General features: G+C 65.6%; 17 protein-coding genes. All 17 read left to right on the forward strand.

The window, feature by feature from the left end:
* Positions 1 to 245: 245 nt before the first annotated feature.
* The 17 genes from BKA03_RS07140 to secD all read left to right on the forward strand — a co-directional run bounded on the left by BKA03_RS07140 (position 246) and on the right by secD (position 16308).
* The gene (locus tag BKA03_RS07140) at positions 246 to 419 is read left to right on the forward strand and encodes a YHS domain-containing protein (protein WP_179397730.1); all 174 of its coding nucleotides are present in this window, start codon (positions 246 to 248) and stop codon (positions 417 to 419) included.
* A 339-nt stretch (positions 420 to 758) separates the two neighbouring features.
* Positions 759 to 2255, forward strand: coding sequence for a permease (locus BKA03_RS07145; protein WP_179397731.1), 1497 nt, complete (start codon positions 759 to 761; stop codon positions 2253 to 2255).
* A 71-nt stretch (positions 2256 to 2326) separates the two neighbouring features.
* Positions 2327 to 2929 carry a DUF1684 domain-containing protein gene (locus BKA03_RS07150; protein ID WP_257020111.1) on the forward strand — a complete coding sequence of 201 codons (603 nt, stop codon included), beginning with the start codon at positions 2327 to 2329 and terminating at the stop codon, positions 2927 to 2929.
* Between the two features lie 108 nt (positions 2930 to 3037).
* Entirely contained in the window at positions 3038 to 3517 is a 480-nt protein-coding gene (locus tag BKA03_RS07155; RefSeq protein WP_179397732.1) for a hypothetical protein, read from the forward strand.
* A gap of 117 nt (positions 3518 to 3634) precedes the next feature.
* The gene (thrS, locus tag BKA03_RS07160; RefSeq protein WP_179397733.1) at positions 3635 to 5632 is read left to right on the forward strand and encodes a threonine--tRNA ligase; all 1998 of its coding nucleotides are present in this window, start codon (positions 3635 to 3637) and stop codon (positions 5630 to 5632) included.
* Positions 5632 to 6177 (forward strand): HIT family protein, encoded by a 546-nt coding sequence (locus BKA03_RS07165; protein ID WP_179397734.1) that lies wholly within the window; start codon positions 5632 to 5634, stop codon positions 6175 to 6177. Before thrS ends, BKA03_RS07165 begins: the two co-directional genes overlap by 1 nt.
* A 23-nt stretch (positions 6178 to 6200) precedes the next feature.
* A complete protein-coding gene (pgsA, locus tag BKA03_RS07170; protein WP_179397735.1) occupies positions 6201 to 6845 on the forward strand; it encodes a phosphatidylinositol phosphate synthase in 645 nt (214 codons plus the stop codon).
* Positions 6846 to 6852: 7 nt separating this feature from the next.
* Positions 6853 to 7743: a phosphatidylinositol mannoside acyltransferase gene (locus BKA03_RS07175; RefSeq protein ID WP_179397736.1), complete on the forward strand. Its 891-nt coding sequence runs from the start codon at positions 6853 to 6855 to the stop codon at positions 7741 to 7743.
* On the forward strand, positions 7743 to 8894 hold the full coding sequence (locus tag BKA03_RS07180; protein WP_179397737.1) for a glycosyltransferase family 4 protein: 1152 nt from the start codon (positions 7743 to 7745) through the stop codon (positions 8892 to 8894). The genes BKA03_RS07175 and BKA03_RS07180 overlap by 1 nt, the downstream gene beginning before the upstream one ends.
* Positions 8891 to 9799 (forward strand): pyridoxal 5'-phosphate synthase lyase subunit PdxS, encoded by a 909-nt coding sequence (pdxS, locus tag BKA03_RS07185; protein ID WP_179397738.1) that lies wholly within the window; start codon positions 8891 to 8893, stop codon positions 9797 to 9799. The genes BKA03_RS07180 and pdxS overlap by 4 nt, the downstream gene beginning before the upstream one ends.
* Positions 9789 to 10373 carry an NUDIX hydrolase gene (locus BKA03_RS07190; protein ID WP_179397739.1) on the forward strand — a complete coding sequence of 195 codons (585 nt, stop codon included), beginning with the start codon at positions 9789 to 9791 and terminating at the stop codon, positions 10371 to 10373. Before pdxS ends, BKA03_RS07190 begins: the two co-directional genes overlap by 11 nt.
* A complete protein-coding gene (gene pdxT, locus BKA03_RS07195) occupies positions 10370 to 10951 on the forward strand; it encodes a pyridoxal 5'-phosphate synthase glutaminase subunit PdxT (protein ID WP_179397740.1) in 582 nt (193 codons plus the stop codon). Before BKA03_RS07190 ends, pdxT begins: the two co-directional genes overlap by 4 nt.
* Positions 10952 to 11255: 304 nt before the next feature.
* Entirely contained in the window at positions 11256 to 12008 is a 753-nt protein-coding gene (locus BKA03_RS07200) for a YebC/PmpR family DNA-binding transcriptional regulator (RefSeq protein WP_179397741.1), read from the forward strand.
* Between the two features lie 9 nt (positions 12009 to 12017).
* The gene (ruvC, locus tag BKA03_RS07205; protein ID WP_179397742.1) at positions 12018 to 12575 is read left to right on the forward strand and encodes a crossover junction endodeoxyribonuclease RuvC; all 558 of its coding nucleotides are present in this window, start codon (positions 12018 to 12020) and stop codon (positions 12573 to 12575) included.
* A gap of 49 nt (positions 12576 to 12624) precedes the next feature.
* The gene (ruvA, locus tag BKA03_RS07210) at positions 12625 to 13221 is read left to right on the forward strand and encodes a Holliday junction branch migration protein RuvA (protein WP_179397743.1); all 597 of its coding nucleotides are present in this window, start codon (positions 12625 to 12627) and stop codon (positions 13219 to 13221) included.
* Between the two features lie 16 nt (positions 13222 to 13237).
* A complete protein-coding gene (ruvB, locus tag BKA03_RS07215) occupies positions 13238 to 14299 on the forward strand; it encodes a Holliday junction branch migration DNA helicase RuvB (protein ID WP_218856117.1) in 1062 nt (353 codons plus the stop codon).
* A gap of 113 nt (positions 14300 to 14412) precedes the next feature.
* Positions 14413 to 16308 carry a protein translocase subunit SecD gene (secD, locus tag BKA03_RS07220; RefSeq protein WP_308477951.1) on the forward strand — a complete coding sequence of 632 codons (1896 nt, stop codon included), beginning with the start codon at positions 14413 to 14415 and terminating at the stop codon, positions 16306 to 16308.
* Position 16309: the final 1 nt, after the last annotated feature.

The following is a 16309-nucleotide window of genomic DNA, read 5'->3' on the forward strand; positions in this document are numbered from 1 at the left end:
GGTCTATGGTCAATTTCATACACGCATTGATGTAGAGAGACGGGCGTTGATGACGTGGCAGAGAGGCCTTCGAAAGCCATAAGTGTTCGACGAGAACGGCGAGATTGCGTGTCTGGACACTATCCGGCACATGTGAGATGCCGGGATCGAGCGGCACGCGGCAGGGGGCGTCTTGATGAGAACACAGGAGCCTGTAGTTCGCCGCCCGCCGGGCGACAATCGCGGGCGTGATGAAAGGAAGAATCATGACGGTTACCAATTCGGAGAAGGTTACGGACCCCATTTGCGGAATGAGCATCGATCCTGCGACGGCGGCCGCGACGGTCGAACACGATGGCAAGACCGACTACTTCTGCTCCCAGGGCTGCGCCGACACGTTCGTCGCAAATGGGTACACGGGAGACCATCACTCGAGCTAGGTGGGCGTAGTGCTCTGTCCTCGCTCGCGCCGAAGCCGGTGCGGGGACTCGGTGGGACGCAACCATGGCGACGGTCGTGCCTTCGGAGAAATCCCGAGGGCAATCATCGGTGAGGAGGTGCAGTGGGATGCCAACTGCGCAAGAGTGCAGTCCGGACGACTCTGATGTGCCCGAGTGCCAGACCGGACCGACTGGACGCATGCGATTCGTTGTTTCTGAACTGCGGGATGTCTGGCGGGAGTTGCTGGCGCACGGTAAGCCCCAGTCGGGAGATGTGACGCCGCAAAGCGAAGGGCCGGAGTCAGGCGACCAAGAGCGCGAGTAAAGGGAGCAAGTGACATGGGATTTTTCGGAACGATCGTGTCGAGTTTGGCCGAGGGCTTCTGGATGTTCTATGACACGGTCTGGGCGCTGGTTCTGGGGTTTGCCCTATCGGGGGCCGTGCAAGCATTCGTGTCGAAGAGGGAGATGCAGCGCGTCCTGGGCGATCACCGACCGAAGACAGTCGTGCGATCCAGCTTCTTCGGGATGGTCAGTTCCTCCTGCTCCTACGCTGCGAGCGCGCTCGCCAAGAGCCTGTTCGTTCGTGGCGCGGACTTCACGTCGTCGATGGTGTTCATGTTCGCCAGCACGAACCTGGTCATCGAGCTTGGCGCGGTGCTCTGGTTGCTGATCGGCTGGCAGTTCGCCGTCGCGGAGTTCGTCGGCGGATCCATCATGATCGCGATGCTCGCAGTGGTGCTGCCGCGCGTCATCGACGTCGCCGAACTCGATGCAGCAAGAGACCGCCTGCGCACCCGTTCGGCGAGCCGAAGCGAACACGATGAGCACGCCGACGTCCAGGACGCCCCCGCCCCCTTGCCATGGCGTCAGCGAATCCGGTCCCGTGCGGGCTGGTCGGATGCGTCGGGGTACACGATCAGTGACGTCACCATGCTGCGCAAGGAGCTCGTGATCGGCTTCGTCGTGGCGGGGTTCGCCTCGGTGGCCGTGCCGACCTCGGTGTGGAGAGCGCTATTCCTCACCGGGCACGGGATCTTCTCCGCACTCGAGAACGTCATCGTCGGCCCGGTGCTGGCGTTTATCAGCTTCGTCTGCTCGGTCGGCAACGTACCCCTAGCCGCCGCACTGTGGAAGGGAGGCATTAGCTTCGGGGGCGTCATCGCCTTCGTATTCGCCGACTTGCTCGCCCTTCCCCTCGTGCTCATTTACCGCAAGTTCTACGGCACCCGGCTTGCGATCAGGCTCTCGCTCGTGTTCTGGGCAACGATGAGCCTCGCCGGGCTGATCACCGAAGGGATCTTCACTCTCCTGGGGCTGGTCCCTGGAACCCTCACCGGAGGCATCGCCACGGTTCACTTCGGCCTGAACTACACGACCATCCTCGACGTCATCGCGGTGATCGCGTTCGGGTGCCTGTACTACCTGTACAAGAACGCGTCCAAATTCGGAGGCGGCGGCGGTTACGCCAAGGACCCGGTCTGCGGCATGCAGGTGCGGACCGCAGACGCGCCGGCGCACAGCACCCACCAGGGTCACGACTTCTACTTCTGCTCCGACAAGTGCCACGACGCCTTCGAGGCCGAACCCGCAAAGTACACGGGCGGCCAATCCGCCCATGACACGAGCGAGATGACGGGACACGCGGAGACGGGCCCTGAGGCGAGTGCGACGGTGAGGGACCCGGTATGCGGGATGAACATTGACCCACACACGGCCGCCGGGCATGCGACCCACGATGATGTCGACTACTGGTTCTGCTCGGACGGCTGCCACCAAGACTTTGTCGCCGACCCTGCCCGCTACCTTTCGTCGAAGAAGGCCGGATCAGCGTAAATCCGGCGAAGACTCACGGGTACATCGGCATGCGGAGTCGTCACCGGTCCGCGTCGAGTTACCGTGTCACCATGGCTCTTGATGCGATGGACGTGCTCGATTGGCGCCGACGCGTCGCCGGCATCTATCGGGACGTGCGCGCCGAGCCGGATGCAGCGCGAGCGCACCAAAGTTGGGTCGAGGCGCGCTTGGATCTCTTGGCCACTCACGCGGCGTCGCCCGTCCCAGCCGCCGAGCGCGCCATATTCGCGGGCGGGCGCGTCGCCCCGTACGACGCGGCATTTCGATTCGTGGTGCCCGTCGACACCCACATTGAGCCTGAGCGGCGGGAGGTTCAGACCGGGACGGACGGCGTGGTGGCATTTGAGCGGATCGGCAGGGTGCACCTCGATGGCTTTGGCTCCCTCGACGTGTGGTGGCTTGACTCCTACGGAGGTGGCTTGTTCCTCCCGTTCCGTGACGCCACGAGCGGGGTGTCCACCTACGGGGCGGGCCGCTACCTCTTGGACACGACCAAGGGTGCGGACCTTGGTGGGGACGCGAGCAACCTGGTGATTGACCTGAACTTCGGCTATCAGCCTTCGTGTGCCTATGACGAGGATTGGGCATGCCCCCTGCCCGGTGTGGGAAACCGGCTCGAGGCCGAGGTGCCTGTGGGCGAACTGTTTCGGTAGCGCGACGGCGCGACCATGGGCGGCAATCCTCGCCACCGAACGCGCACGTGTCCACACGGCTAGAGTCACTGGTGAAGGTGCCACTCATCGAAGGAGCGCGAGAAGGTCATGTCCACTGCGAAAAAAACGATGGACGGATTGGCTTTGAAGGTGGAGCGCACGGCGGGTGCGCTTTCGGAGGCGAAGCAGGCCGCGGTGGCGGCCCGTGATCAAGCCACGACCCTTGGCAAGGACGCGAAGGAGGCGTTGCGCGAGACAGACAAGGCAAAGCGCGCGGCCAAGAAGGCGAAGGCCGCCGTCAAGAAGGCAAAGTCCTCAGCGAAGAAGGCGGAGTCCAAGCTCAAGGCGGGGGCCGCCCGCGAGGCAAAGAAGTTGCGTGCCGACGCAAAATCCCGTGCGCGGGACACGAAGGACATCGTCGAGGCGGTAGCGATGCCGCCGGAGAACGTCGAGGAGGTTCAGCCCGAAGTCGAGCCCGAGCAGTCTGACGACATGGACGTTACGCAGTCGGAACCCGAGCAGGAAGAAGTGGTGGACGACGCGCAGCCAGAACCCGAGCGGGACGAACAGCGCGGCGACGCTTTCTAGTTCGTCACCGCACCGCGTCCCTCGCGGACGGCGCCGCGTCGGTGTCTCTAGGGCCGTACCCGGGTAGCATCGTGGCGTGCCTCGGGGTGAGGCGCGTCCGAACGGCAGGAGCACAACGTGTCCAGTTTCACCGCGAATATCGACGGCGTCGAGCGCGAATTGGACGAGGGCACGACGGGTACTGACCTGTTTGGAGACAGGCGCGACGTGGTCGTCGTCAGGGTCGACGGAGACCTCCGTGACCTCGCCGCACTCATTCCGGCCGGTTCGGCCGTCGAAGCGGTGCTGATCTCAGAGCCCGACGGCCTCAACGTCTTGCGCCACTCGGCCACCCACGTGATGGCCCAGGCCGTCCAGCAGCTGTGGCCGGACGCCAAGTTGGGCATTGGCCCCTTCATCACCGACGGCTTCTATTACGACTTTGACATGGCGCAGCCGTTCACCCCAGAGGACCTGAAGACCATCGAGAAGACGATGCAACGCATCGTGAAGGACGGACAGGCGTTCCGCCGCCGCGTGGTGACCGAGGCCGAGGCCCTCGAGGAACTCGCGAACGAGCCGTATAAGTGTCAGCTGCTGAACAGGGCCGTCGGTGTTGAAGGCGCCGAGGGCGTCACGGTCGAGGTTGGCGCGGGCGAGACCACGATCTACGACAACGTGAACCGTCAGGGCGAGGTGGTGTGGAAGGACCTGTGCCGCGGCCCTCACGCGCCCACCACCAAGGTGCTCCAGAACGGCTGGAGCCTCATGCGTTCCGCGGCCGCCTATTGGCTAGGCAGCGAGAAGAACCCGCAGCTGCAGCGCATTTATGGCACCGCCTGGCCCACCAAGGACGAGCTCACGGCGTACAAGGACCGCCTTGCAGAGGCCGAGCGCAGGGACCACCGCAAGCTCGGCCTCGACATGGACCTGTTCTCGTTCCCCGACGAGATCGGCTCCGGACTCGCCGTCTTCCATCCCAAGGGCGGGATCATCCGCATGGAGATGGAGGAGTATTCGCGCAAGCGTCACATCGAGGAGGGCTACGAGTTCGTCTACTCGCCCCACATCACCAAGGCGCAGCTCTTCCAGACCTCCGGACATCTGGACTGGTATGCCGATGGCATGTACCCCCCGATGCACATGGACGAGGAGCGCGACGCGGCGGGCAACATCACCAAGCAGGGCCAGGACTACTACCTCAAGCCCATGAATTGCCCGATGCACAACCTGATCTTCCGCTCGCGCGGGCGCTCGTACCGCGAGCTTCCCCTCAGGATGTTCGAGTTCGGCACCGTGTACCGCAACGAGAAGTCGGGCGTTGTTCACGGCCTGACTCGTGCGCGCGGCTTCACCCAGGACGACGCCCACATCTACTGCACGCGCGAGCAGATGAAGTCGGAACTCACCACCACGTTGAACTTCGTCTTGGGCCTGCTCAAGGACTATGGCCTGACGGACTTCTACTTGGAGTTGTCGACCAAGAACCCAGAGAAGTTCGTGGGTGAGGACGATGCCTGGGACGAGGCTACGGAGACGCTGCGTCAGGTGGGCATCGAGTCGGGCCTCGAGTTGAGGGACGACCCAGGCGGCGCCGCCTTCTACGGCCCCAAGATCTCCGTGCAGACGCGCGATGCCATTGGACGCTCGTGGCAGATGTCGACGATTCAGCTGGACTTCAACCTGCCGGAGCGCTTCGAGCTCGAATACACCGCCGCGGACAACACCCGCCAGCGCCCCGTCATGATCCACCGCGCGCTTTTCGGTTCGATCGAACGCTTCTTCGCGATCCTCACCGAGCATTACGCGGGCCAGTTCCCGGCGTGGCTCGCGCCCGTCCAGGTGCTGTGCGTACCTGTGGCCGAGGCGTTCAACGAGTACCTCAACGACGTCGCCGCCCAGCTCAAGGCCGCCGGCGTCCGCGTTGAGGTCGACACGTCGGACGAACGCTTTCCCAAAAAGATCCGCAACGCGTCCAAGGACAAGGTGCCATTCGTGCTCATCGCGGGTGGCGAGGACGCCGAAGCGGGCGCGGTCTCGTTCCGTTTCCGCGACGGCAGTCAAGAGAACCAGGTGCCCGTTGCCGATGCAGTGGCGCGCATCCTCGAAACGATCAAGACGAGGGCGCAAGTCTGATGGTCGAATGGGTGGACGCGGACACGATGGGCGGCGAGCCCGACGGCTTCGAGCGCCTGTGGACGCCTCACCGCATGGCGTACGTCAAGAACGCCTCGGTGCGCCCAGACAACGAAGGCGGGACCTCCTGCCCCCTGTGCAAGACGCCGGAAGACAACGACCGCGACCACCTCATCGTGCATCGGGGTGACACCTGCTACGTGGTTCTCAACCTGTATCCGTACAACCCCGGCCACCTCATGGTGTGCCCGTATCGCCACATTGGCTGGTACACCGACGTCACGGATGCCGAACGCGCCGAGATGGCGGCGCTCACTCAGACCGGCATGCGCGTGCTGCAGGCCCTGACGGGAACCGAAGGCTTCAACATCGGGATGAACCAGGGCCGAACCGGCGGAGCGGGAATTCACGAACACCTGCACCAGCACGTCGTGCCAAGGTGGGTGGGTGACTCGAACTTCCTTCCCGTCATCGGGCACACGAAGGCCCTTCCCGAGTTGCTCGACGACACCTGGCAGCGCGTAAGCGAGGCGTGGCCCTCTTAAGAGGCCGCGCAACAAGGAGAAACATGTTTGGCAAGTTGCGGCCCGTGATGGCCGCCATCTGGAAGGCCCCCGCGCGCGCACTCGTGAACGCCGGTGTGCACCCGAACGCCATGACCATTGCGGGCACGGTCGGCGTGATCTTTGGTGCCGTGTTCTTCCTGCCTCAGCGCGGCTCCATGCTCTTCTGGGGTGTGCTTGTCATCACCTTCTTTGTCATGACCGACATGCTCGACGGCACGATGGCGCGGATGTCCGGCAAGGAGTCGCGCTTGGGCGCATTCCTGGACTCGACTCTCGATCGTGCGTCGGACGCCGCGATCTTCGGCGCGCTGGTGTGGGCCTTCCGGGTTGAAGACCCGAACACCGCTCTCGCCGCACTGATGTGCCTCGTCGTCGGCTCGCTCGTGCCTTACGCCCGTGCCAAGGCGGAAAGCCTGGGAATCGAAGCCAAGATGGGCATCGCCGAACGATCGGATCGGCTCGTGGTTGGCCTGACCGCCACCGGTCTCGTGGGACTGGGCCTTCCGCTGTGGGTGTTGACATGGACGCTCACTCTGCTGGCCGTAGCGGCCTTGGTCACGGTGGGACAGCGCACGTGGGCGGTCGTCAAGGCCAATCGCGTTGACCACACCCTGACCCAAGACGCGGCCACTACCGCGGGCCGCTAGGGCCTCGATGGACGCATTTCTCGTTGCTTGGCGGGCCTCGAAGGTTCTTCCGGTGAGTGTCATCAGGGGCGCCGCGTGGGCGCTCGCAATGTATGGCTGGGCGACACACGCCAAAGCGGCGACTTACCTTGAGCAGAACCTCGCCAACGTGACGGGACTGACGGGGAGGCCGTTGCGCGCGCTCGCAAGGCGCGGCATGGCGTCGACCGCGCGTTACTACGCCGAGACACTGGAGCTTGCGCGAATGAAGCCCGCGGCGGTCGACGCACGCGTGAGGCTTGAAGGTTATGAGGGTGTCAAGGATGCCATCGCCGCACACACGGGCACGGTCGCGGTGCTCGGTCACAACGGGAACTGGGATCTGATCGGCGCCTACGCCTGCAGGAACATCATCAAAATCACGGCGGTCGCGGAGGTGCTCAAGCCTCGTGAGGTCTTCAACGAGTTCGTGGCGCTGCGCGAGCAATGGGGCATGCGCATTCTCGGCCACGAGGGAGGGGCGACCTTCAGGGAGCTCATTCGTCTCACGCGATCGGAACGGACCCTGGTGTGTTTGCTCAGCGACCGCGACTTGTCCGGCAAGGGCATCCAGGTTCAGATGTGGGGCCACGGCGTACGGGTGGCGCCTGGACCTGCCGCATTGGCGCACGCCGCGCACGCAGCCTTGATCCCAGTGGGCGTCTACTACGAACGCCTTCACGGGTCGCGCAGGCGGGCCGCGAAGTCGCGCTGGGGGACGGTGCTTGCGTTTGGCATGCCCTTGTACCCCGACGACTTTGTGGGCGAAGACAAGGTGAGTGCGATGTCTCAAGCCTGGGCAAACCAATTGGCCGCTGCGGTTTCTCGCCATCCCGAGGATTGGCATATGTTGCAGCGTTTCGGTTGGATAGAGGCCTAATGCGCATCGGCATCGTGTGTCCCTATTCGCTTGACCGTCCAGGCGGCGTGCAATTGCACGTGATCGACCTGGCGGAGGCGCTCATCCGTCGCGGCCACTATGTGTCCGTGCTTGCCCCCGCGGCCAAGGGCACCAAGGTTCCCTCTTATGTCCGTACGGCGGGCCGGTCGATTCCGGTGCACTACAACGGGTCCACCGCCCGTCTCACGTTTGGGCTTGCGGCGGCGTCGAAGGTGCGAAAGTGGCTCGCCGATGGCGAATTCGACGTGGTCCACCTTCATGAGCCAGGCGTGCCCTCGCTCAGCGTGATTGCGATGTGGGCGAGGCTCGGTCCGACGGTGGGTACGTTCCACACCTCGACGGAGGACTCCACGATCATGAAGCTCGGCAAGCCGTGGATCAAGCCGGGATATGAGGAACTCGATGCGCGCATCGCCGTGTCTCCCTCCGCGGCGCGCACGGTCCAGGAGCATCTGAGGGTGGGCGTGACCCACATCATTCCCAACGGGGTAGACACCGGCGCGTACCTCAATGCGGCGCCGCGCGTGGAGTGGCAGGGGACCTCGATCGCGCCCACCGTCGGGATTCTTGGCCGTCTTGATGAACCGCGAAAGGGTCTCGACGACTACCTCCGTTCCATCCCGCCGATTCGTGCCCGCTACCCGCGCGCGCGCTTCTTGATCGCCGGGCGCTTCTCTGACCGCGCCGCCGCGAAGGCCGCCCGTGCCGGTGCGGAAGTCGTCGGCGAGCTCGACGAGGCGGAGAAGGCGTCGTTCATGGCCTCGGTCGACGTGTATTGCGCGCCGAACCTTGGCGGCGAGAGCTTTGGCATCGTCCTCGTCGAGGCGATGGCGGCAGGAGCCGCCGTCGTGGCGAGCGATCTGACCGCCTTCAAGGACGTCGCCACGTCCGACAGCGGCGAAGAGTGCGTGACGTTCTTCCCCGTCGGAGACCCCGCAGGCCTAGCGTCGGCGGTGTGCGGGCTGCTCGACGATCCGGTGCGGCGTGCATCAATGGCCGAGAAGGGAAGAGTGCGCGCAGGCACCTTCGACTGGCACCAGGTGGCGCCCCGCATCGAAGAGACCTACGCCGACGCCATTAGACTTGACGCGAGCTTTTCCCCCCAGCGAGCAAAGGAAACCCCAGCATGAGCGACACCGCTGCATCTGCCACCCCCCAGGTCGGCACTGACCTCGTCAAGCGGGGCATGGCCGAGATGCTTAAGGGCGGCGTGATCATGGACGTGGTCACGGCCGAGCAGGCCAAGATCGCCGAAGATGCGGGAGCGGTGGCCGTCATGGCGCTCGAGCGCGTCCCCGCAGACATCCGCGCCCAGGGCGGCGTGTCTCGCATGAGCGACCCCGACATGATTGACGGCATCATCGCCGCCGTGTCGATTCCCGTCATGGCCAAGGCCCGCATCGGCCACTTTGTCGAGGCGCAGGTGCTGCAGAGCCTCGGCGTGGACTACGTCGACGAGTCCGAGGTGCTGACGCCCGCCGACTACGCGCACCACATCGACAAGTGGAAGTTCACCGTGCCGTTCGTGTGCGGAGCGACCAACCTGGGAGAGGCCTTGCGCCGCATCTCCGAGGGTGCCGCCATGATCCGCTCAAAGGGCGAGGCAGGAACGGGAGACGTCTCCAACGCGACGAAGCACATGCGCACCATTCGTGCCGAAATCCTGAGGCTGACCACGCTTCCAAAGGACGAATTGTTCGTGGCCGCCAAGGAACTCCAGGCCCCGCTGCAATTGGTCCAAGAGATCGCGGCCACCGGAAAGCTCCCCGTCGTGATGTTTACGGCAGGCGGCATCGCGACTCCTGCCGACGCGGCGATGATGATGCAGTTGGGCGCCGAGGGAGTGTTCGTCGGCTCTGGAATCTTCAAGTCCGGCAATCCTGCGCAGCGCGCCGCCGCCATCGTCAAGGCGACGACCTTCTTCGATGACCCCGACGTGATCGCGTCCGTTTCGCGCGGGCTTGGCGAGGCGATGGTGGGAATCAACGTGGCGGACATTCCCGAACCCCACCGGCTCGCAGAGCGTGGCTGGTAGCGAGGACGCCCCGCTTGAGGAGGGCGCGCCTGAGGAGCGCGCGCTCGGCGGGCACGCACTCGGAGCCGATGGGCGGTTGCACCGTCGCGGTGCGCGGGTGCTGCTCGTCGATCGCAGTCACGCTGTTCCGCGCTTGCTGATGATGCTCGGGCACGATCCCGATGTGCCAACGCGCAGCTTCTGGTTCACCCCGGGAGGCGGCATTGAGGCGAACGAGTCGTCACGCGAGGCGGCCGTTCGCGAACTGGCGGAGGAGACGGGCTACGCGCTCGAGACGCACGAACTCCGCGGCCCCGTGTGGACCCGTACGGCGGTGTTCGACTTCGCCTCGCTCCCTTACTCGCAAACCGAGGACATCTTCGTCGCCGATCTCGCCGACGCAGAGGCCCGTCAGCGTCAGAGCGCGGTCTGGACGGAGCAGGAACTCGAGTCGATTGACGAGGTCTCATGGCTCACTCTTGAGGAACTCCGGGCAGACGCAAGGGAGGTGTTCCCCGCGAGGTTGCTCGAGTCGTGGGAAGCGTTCCTCGAGTGGGATGGTGTGACGAGAGACTTTGGGGAGGTGGACGAGTGAGCACGATCGGCGTGTTGGCCCTGCAGGGCGACGTGAGCGAGCATGAGGCCGCACTCGCGCGCCTGGGCGTCGCGTCGATACGCGTGCGACGTGTGGCCGAACTCGAAGCCATTGACGGGATCATCATTCCCGGAGGCGAGTCGACGACGATCGACAAACTCCTGCGGGCATTCGGCCTCTTCGATCCGCTGCAGGCCCGCATCCGCGATGGGCTTCCCGTGCTGGGCACGTGCGCGGGGATGATCATGCTCGCGACGGACATCATCGGCGGAATCGACGGCCAGCGCACGCTCGGCGCGATCGACATGACCGTGCGACGCAACGCCTTCGGCAGGCAGGTGGATTCCTCCGAGGTCGAACTGACCTGGCTTCCCGATGCCTCCACGATGCACGCGACGTTCATTAGGGCGCCGTGGGTCGAATCGTGCGGACCTGGGGTCGAGGTGCTCGCGGTCGACGCGGCCCATGGCGGCCAAGTGGTTGCGGTGAGGGAGGGCAACGCGATTGCCACGAGCTTCCACTCCGAGATTTCGGGCGACGACAGGGTGCACGCCCTGTTGGTGGATTCCTGCCGCTAGTAGTCGAGTCCCATCGATCATCGGCGCCCGCGTCGCAACCCGTCGCAACCCGTCGCAACCCGTCGCAACCCGTCGCAACCCGTCGCAACCCGTCGCAACCCGTCGCAACCCGTCGCAACCCGACCCCCATCGACGCTACGAACCACAGGCATCGGCGACACGCGAGGTCGGGGCGTTGTTCATTCAAGATCCCGGCGTGTCGCGGCTGAGATTGGTTCGGAGCGCGCCGCGGGAGGGGTGGTGGGGGAGCCGCGCCGCCCGACGCCCTAGACTGGTCTGCGATTCGCAGTCGGTAAGGAGCATCGTGTCCGGTCACTCTAAGTGGGCAACCACTAAGCACAAGAAGGCCGTCATCGACGGCAAGCGCAGCAAGTTGTTTGCCAAGCTCATCAAGAACATCGAGGTGGCCGCGCGAGTGGGCGGCAACGATATGGCTGGTAATCCCACGCTTTTCGACGCGGTGTATAAGGCCAAGAAGTCCTCGGTGCCCAACGACAACATCGACCGAGCGCTCAAGCGCGGTTCCGGCCTTGAGGCTGGCGGCGCCGAGTACGAGACGATCATGTACGAGGCGTATGGGCCCAACGGCGTGGCCATCATGATCGAGTGCCTCACGGATAACCGCAACCGCGCCGCGATGGAGGTCCGCACGGCCCTCACGCGCAATAACGGCACCCTGGCAGACCCCGGTTCGGTGGGCTACCTCTTCGGACGCAAGGGTCAGGTCATCGTGACCAAGGATGCCGCCGATGAGGACGCGATCATGGAGGCCGCGCTTGAGTCCGGCATCGAAGAGATCAACGACCTTGGCGAGGTATGGGAGGTCATCTCCGAGGCCACCGACTTCGTGGCCGTCCGCACGGCCTTGCAGTCCGCCGGCATCGACTACGAGAGCGCCGAGGCGACCTTCGTGCCGTCGATGAAGGTCGAAATCGACGTCGACACCGCCCGCAAGGTCCTGCGTCTCATCGACGCGCTCGAGGATTCGGACGACGTCCAGGAGATTTACGCGAACTTCGACGCCTCCGACGAGGTTCTCGAAGAAGCAAGCGAGTAGGGCCCAGGGGTGCGCGTTCTTGGCGTGGACCCCGGCCTGACGCGGTGCGGGTTGGGCGTCATCGACGCGCCCGCCGCGCGCACGCTGACGCTCATCGACGTCTCCGTCGCCACGTCCTCGGCCGATGCCGACGCCCCCGATCGCCTCTTGGCCATCGCCGACGCGATCGACGCCGCGATCCTGAAGCACAGGCCCGATGCGGTCGCGGTGGAGCGCGTCTTCGCTCAACACAACGTCCGCACCGTCATGGGGACCGGCCAGGTTTCGGGCTTGGTGATGGTCGCCGCCCGCCGCGCGGGCCTTCCCGTGGTGCTCTATACGCCGTCCGAGGTCAAGGCGGCCGTCACCGGAAGCGGTCGCGCCGACAAGGCCCAGGTGGCCTACATGGTCGCGAAGCTCCTGGGGCTCGACGAGCCGCCCAAGCCCGCCGATGCCGCGGATGCCCTCGCGATCGCGATCACCCACGCGCTCAAGGGAGGCGGCCGAACGGCGGCCTCCGGAGCGTCGGCGACACCCGCCCAACAGCGCTGGGTCGAGGCGGAGCGCGCGGCGCGCCGCCGCAACTGACGGTGGCGAGCCGCCTAGTCTGTTCGTACACACGTTCGAAGGGCTCGCGGTGATCTCGCAACTGACAGGCACTGTTTTGAGCGTCGGGGCGTCCGCCGTCGTGATCGACGTGGCGGGTGTTGGCTACCGACTGCTCGCCACTCCTGCGACGCTCGCGGGACTTCACTCAGGCCAGAAGGCGAGCCTTGCGACCCACCTCGTCGTCCGCGAGGACTCGCTGACGCTCTTTGGCTTCGACGACGCCCACGAGCGCGACATGTTTGAGACGCTGCAGTCGGTCCAGGGGGTCGGCCCGCGTCTGGCGCTTGCCCTGTTGTCCGTTCTCGACCCACACGCGCTCGCCACGGCAGTCGCCGCGGGGGACCGCAAGGCGCTCGAGCGCGTCCCAGGGGTCGGCGCGAAGGTCGCCGCACGGTTGTTGTTGGAGCTGGGTGGAAAGCTGTCGCTTCCCGAGGGCGCGTCGCCCGCATCCGCCGGCGCCCCCGATTCCCGCGAGCAGGTTGTAGACGCGTTGGTGTCCCTCGGCTGGCAGGTCAAGGCAGCCTCGGCCGCCGTCGACGGCGCGTCTTCGGGGCCCATCGCCGCGGCGGATGTGCCCACCGTGCTGCGCGCCGCGCTGCAGTCCCTAGGCGGCACGCGTGGCTGACGACTTTGGTCAGGACCTGCCACCGCGCGTCACGGGCGCGGATGCCGACGCGATCGAGCGCTCGGTCGAGGCGGCGCTAAGGCCGCGTTCTCTCGACGAGTTCGTGGGCCAGCAGACGGTGAGGGATCAACTCGCGCTCGTGCTCAGGGCCGCCGTGCGACGTGGGGGATCCGCGGACCACATCCTGTTGTCCGGGCCCCCGGGGCTGGGTAAGACGACGCTCGCGATGATCGTCGCGGGGGAGCTCGGCGCGTCCCTGCGGGTGACGTCGGGCCCCGCGATTCAGCACGCGGGCGACCTGGCCGCGATCCTCTCCTCCCTCGACGAGGGAGACATCCTCTTTGTGGATGAGATCCACCGTTTGGCGCGCCCCGTCGAGGAGATGCTCTACCTCGCGATGGAGGACTTCAGGGTGGACGTCGTGGTCGGCAAGGGGCCGGGCGCCACGTCCATTCCGCTGACCCTTCCCGCGTTCACCGTGGTCGGCGCGACCACGCGGGCTGGCCTGCTCCCGGCCCCACTGCGGGATCGCTTCGGATTCACAGCACACCTCGACTTCTACGAGGCCGCGGATTTGGCGCGGATCATCGCGAGATCGGCGGGCCTGCTGGCGCTCGACGTCGATGCCGATGCCGCCTCCGAGATCGCGTCACGCTCGCGAGGCACTCCCCGCATCGCTAACCGCTTGCTGCGCCGCGTCAGGGACTGGGCCGAGATTCATGGAAGCGGCAAGGGGGACCTGGCGGCGGCGCGCGCGGCGCTTACCGTGTACGAGGTCGACGACCGCGGACTCGACAGGCTCGACCGCGCGGTGCTCGGGGCGCTGTGCACGCGTTTTGGCGGAGGCCCCGTCGGCCTGTCGACGCTTGCGGTGTCCGTGGGTGAGGAGCCGCAGACGGTCGAGGAGGTCGCGGAGCCGTTTTTGGTGCGCGAGGGCCTCATGACCCGTACCCCGCGCGGGCGCGTGGCGACGCCGGAGGCGTGGGTTCACATGGGCCTTACGCCACCGGCGAACGGCGCGTCGGGCATGGGGCAACCCGGTGCGAATGACGGCCATTCACGCCTATTCGACGCCTAAACAGGGCTATCTTCGCTCGCACCTGTTCGACGGGGGCCCTCGAACTCGCCTAGAATCGCGTGGGCCCTCGCACGGCTTGGGAACTTCATCCGCATGGAAAGCGTAGGAAAAGCGTGTCTTCAGCAGTCAAGGGCGCCCGCAGGATACTGCAGGGACTCGTCTGGATCATCGTCATCCTCTTTGCGGTGCTCACCCTGGGGGTGACGACGCACACCAAGAACGCGCATTGGCTCCCTGGCCTCGGGCTCGACCTCGCGGGCGGCCACGAGATCACCCTCCAGGCGAAGACGACCGACGGTTCCACGGTCACCCAGTCGGACCTGAACCAGGCCGTGGCGATCATCCGCAAGCGCGTCGACGCCTCGGGCACATCCGAGGCATCGATCACGACCCAGGGCAACCTCAACATCCTCGTGGCGCTCCCCGGCAACCCCGACCAGGCGACGATCGACCTCGTGAAGAAGAGCGCTCAGCTGCAGTTCCGTCCGGTGCTGCAGGAGGCAACCTCGACGGGTCCCACGACGGTGACGCCCACCACGAGCCCCGCGCCGACAGGCGACACGGTGAGCCCCACGGTTCTGCCGGCGGTTCCACCATCGGCGGCCTCCGCGGTGGCCCCTACGCCGTCCGCATCGGCCTCCGGCATCGACACCGGTAGCCCCGTGCACGAAATGGCGTACGTCAAGACGGCCGCCACTCCCACGCCATCCGCCAGCGCCCAGCCCGCCGCGACTGCAAGCCCCACGCCAAGCCCCACGCCTGCGCCCACGACGACGACGGCGGCGGCGACCGACCCGTCATCCCTTTCGTGGATCACGCCCGAGGTTCAGGCGGCCTACGACGCGCTCGACTGCACGACTCCCGAGAGCCGTAGTGGCGGCGGTAGTCTGGGCGACCCGAACGCCGCGTTCGCCACGTGTGACGCGGTCAATCCCGTGAAGTACATCTTGGGGCCGGTCGAGATGGATGGTAAAGACGTGTCCACCGCGACATCCGGCCCACACCTGACGCAAGCGGGGACGACGGACGGTACGTACGAGGTGGACCTGAAACTGACGAGTATTGGAGCGAAGAAGTTTGCCGCCACCACCGCAAGGCTGTACAAGCTCAACCAAGCAGGTGCCTCACCGCGCGACCAGTTCGCGATGGTGCTTGATGGTGTGGTGATCTCGGCACCCGGCGTGCGAGACGGCGCGATCAACGGAGGCGTCGCGCAAATCTCAGGTTCCTTCACGCAGCTCGACGCCCAGACCTTGGCGAATCAGCTCAAGTTCGGCGCGCTGCCGATGACGCTCGACGTGCAGTCGGAACAGGCGATCTCGGCCACCTTGGGAAAGAGCCAACTTGAAAACGGGCTGCTTGCAGGTCTCATCGGCCTGATCCTCGTGGTGATCTACACGCTGTTCCAGTACCGAGCCCTGGCTGCGGTCACCATCGGCTCGCTCGTCGTTGCGGGTGGAACGACATTCGTCATCATCGACTTGCTGTCGTGGGGGATGGGGTATCGGCTCTCATTGGCAGGCGTTGCGGGCCTCATCGTGGCCATCGGCATTACCGCGGACTCGTTCATCGTGTACTTCGAGAGGGTCAAGGATGAGCTGCGCGAGGGAAGATCGCTCGTCGCGGCAGTCGAGCATGGTTGGTCGCGCGCTCGCCGCACGATCCTGGCATCCGACGCCGTGAGCTTCCTCGCCGCGCTCGTGCTGTACATGCTCGCCGTGGGAAGCGTGCGTGGCTTCGCGTTCACGCTGGGCCTCACCACCCTCGTCGACCTACTGGTTGTCTTCATGTTCACCCACCCGACCCTGGGCCTGCTGGCACGCACCAAGTTCTTTGGCGATGGGCACCGCTTCTCGGGCCTCGACCCGAGGCAACTGGGTCGTGACGCGGTCTACAAGGGGCGCGGACGAGTTTCGGTTCCAGAAGTCACGGGCGAACCCACGCTCACGCTCGCCGAGCGCAAGGCGAAGAAGGCCCGCGCGGCCGCCGACCCCGCCGAGAAGGAGTAAT

The sequence above is a fragment of the Demequina lutea genome (assembly GCF_013409005.1).
Taxonomy (GTDB): domain Bacteria; phylum Actinomycetota; class Actinomycetes; order Actinomycetales; family Demequinaceae; genus Demequina; species Demequina lutea.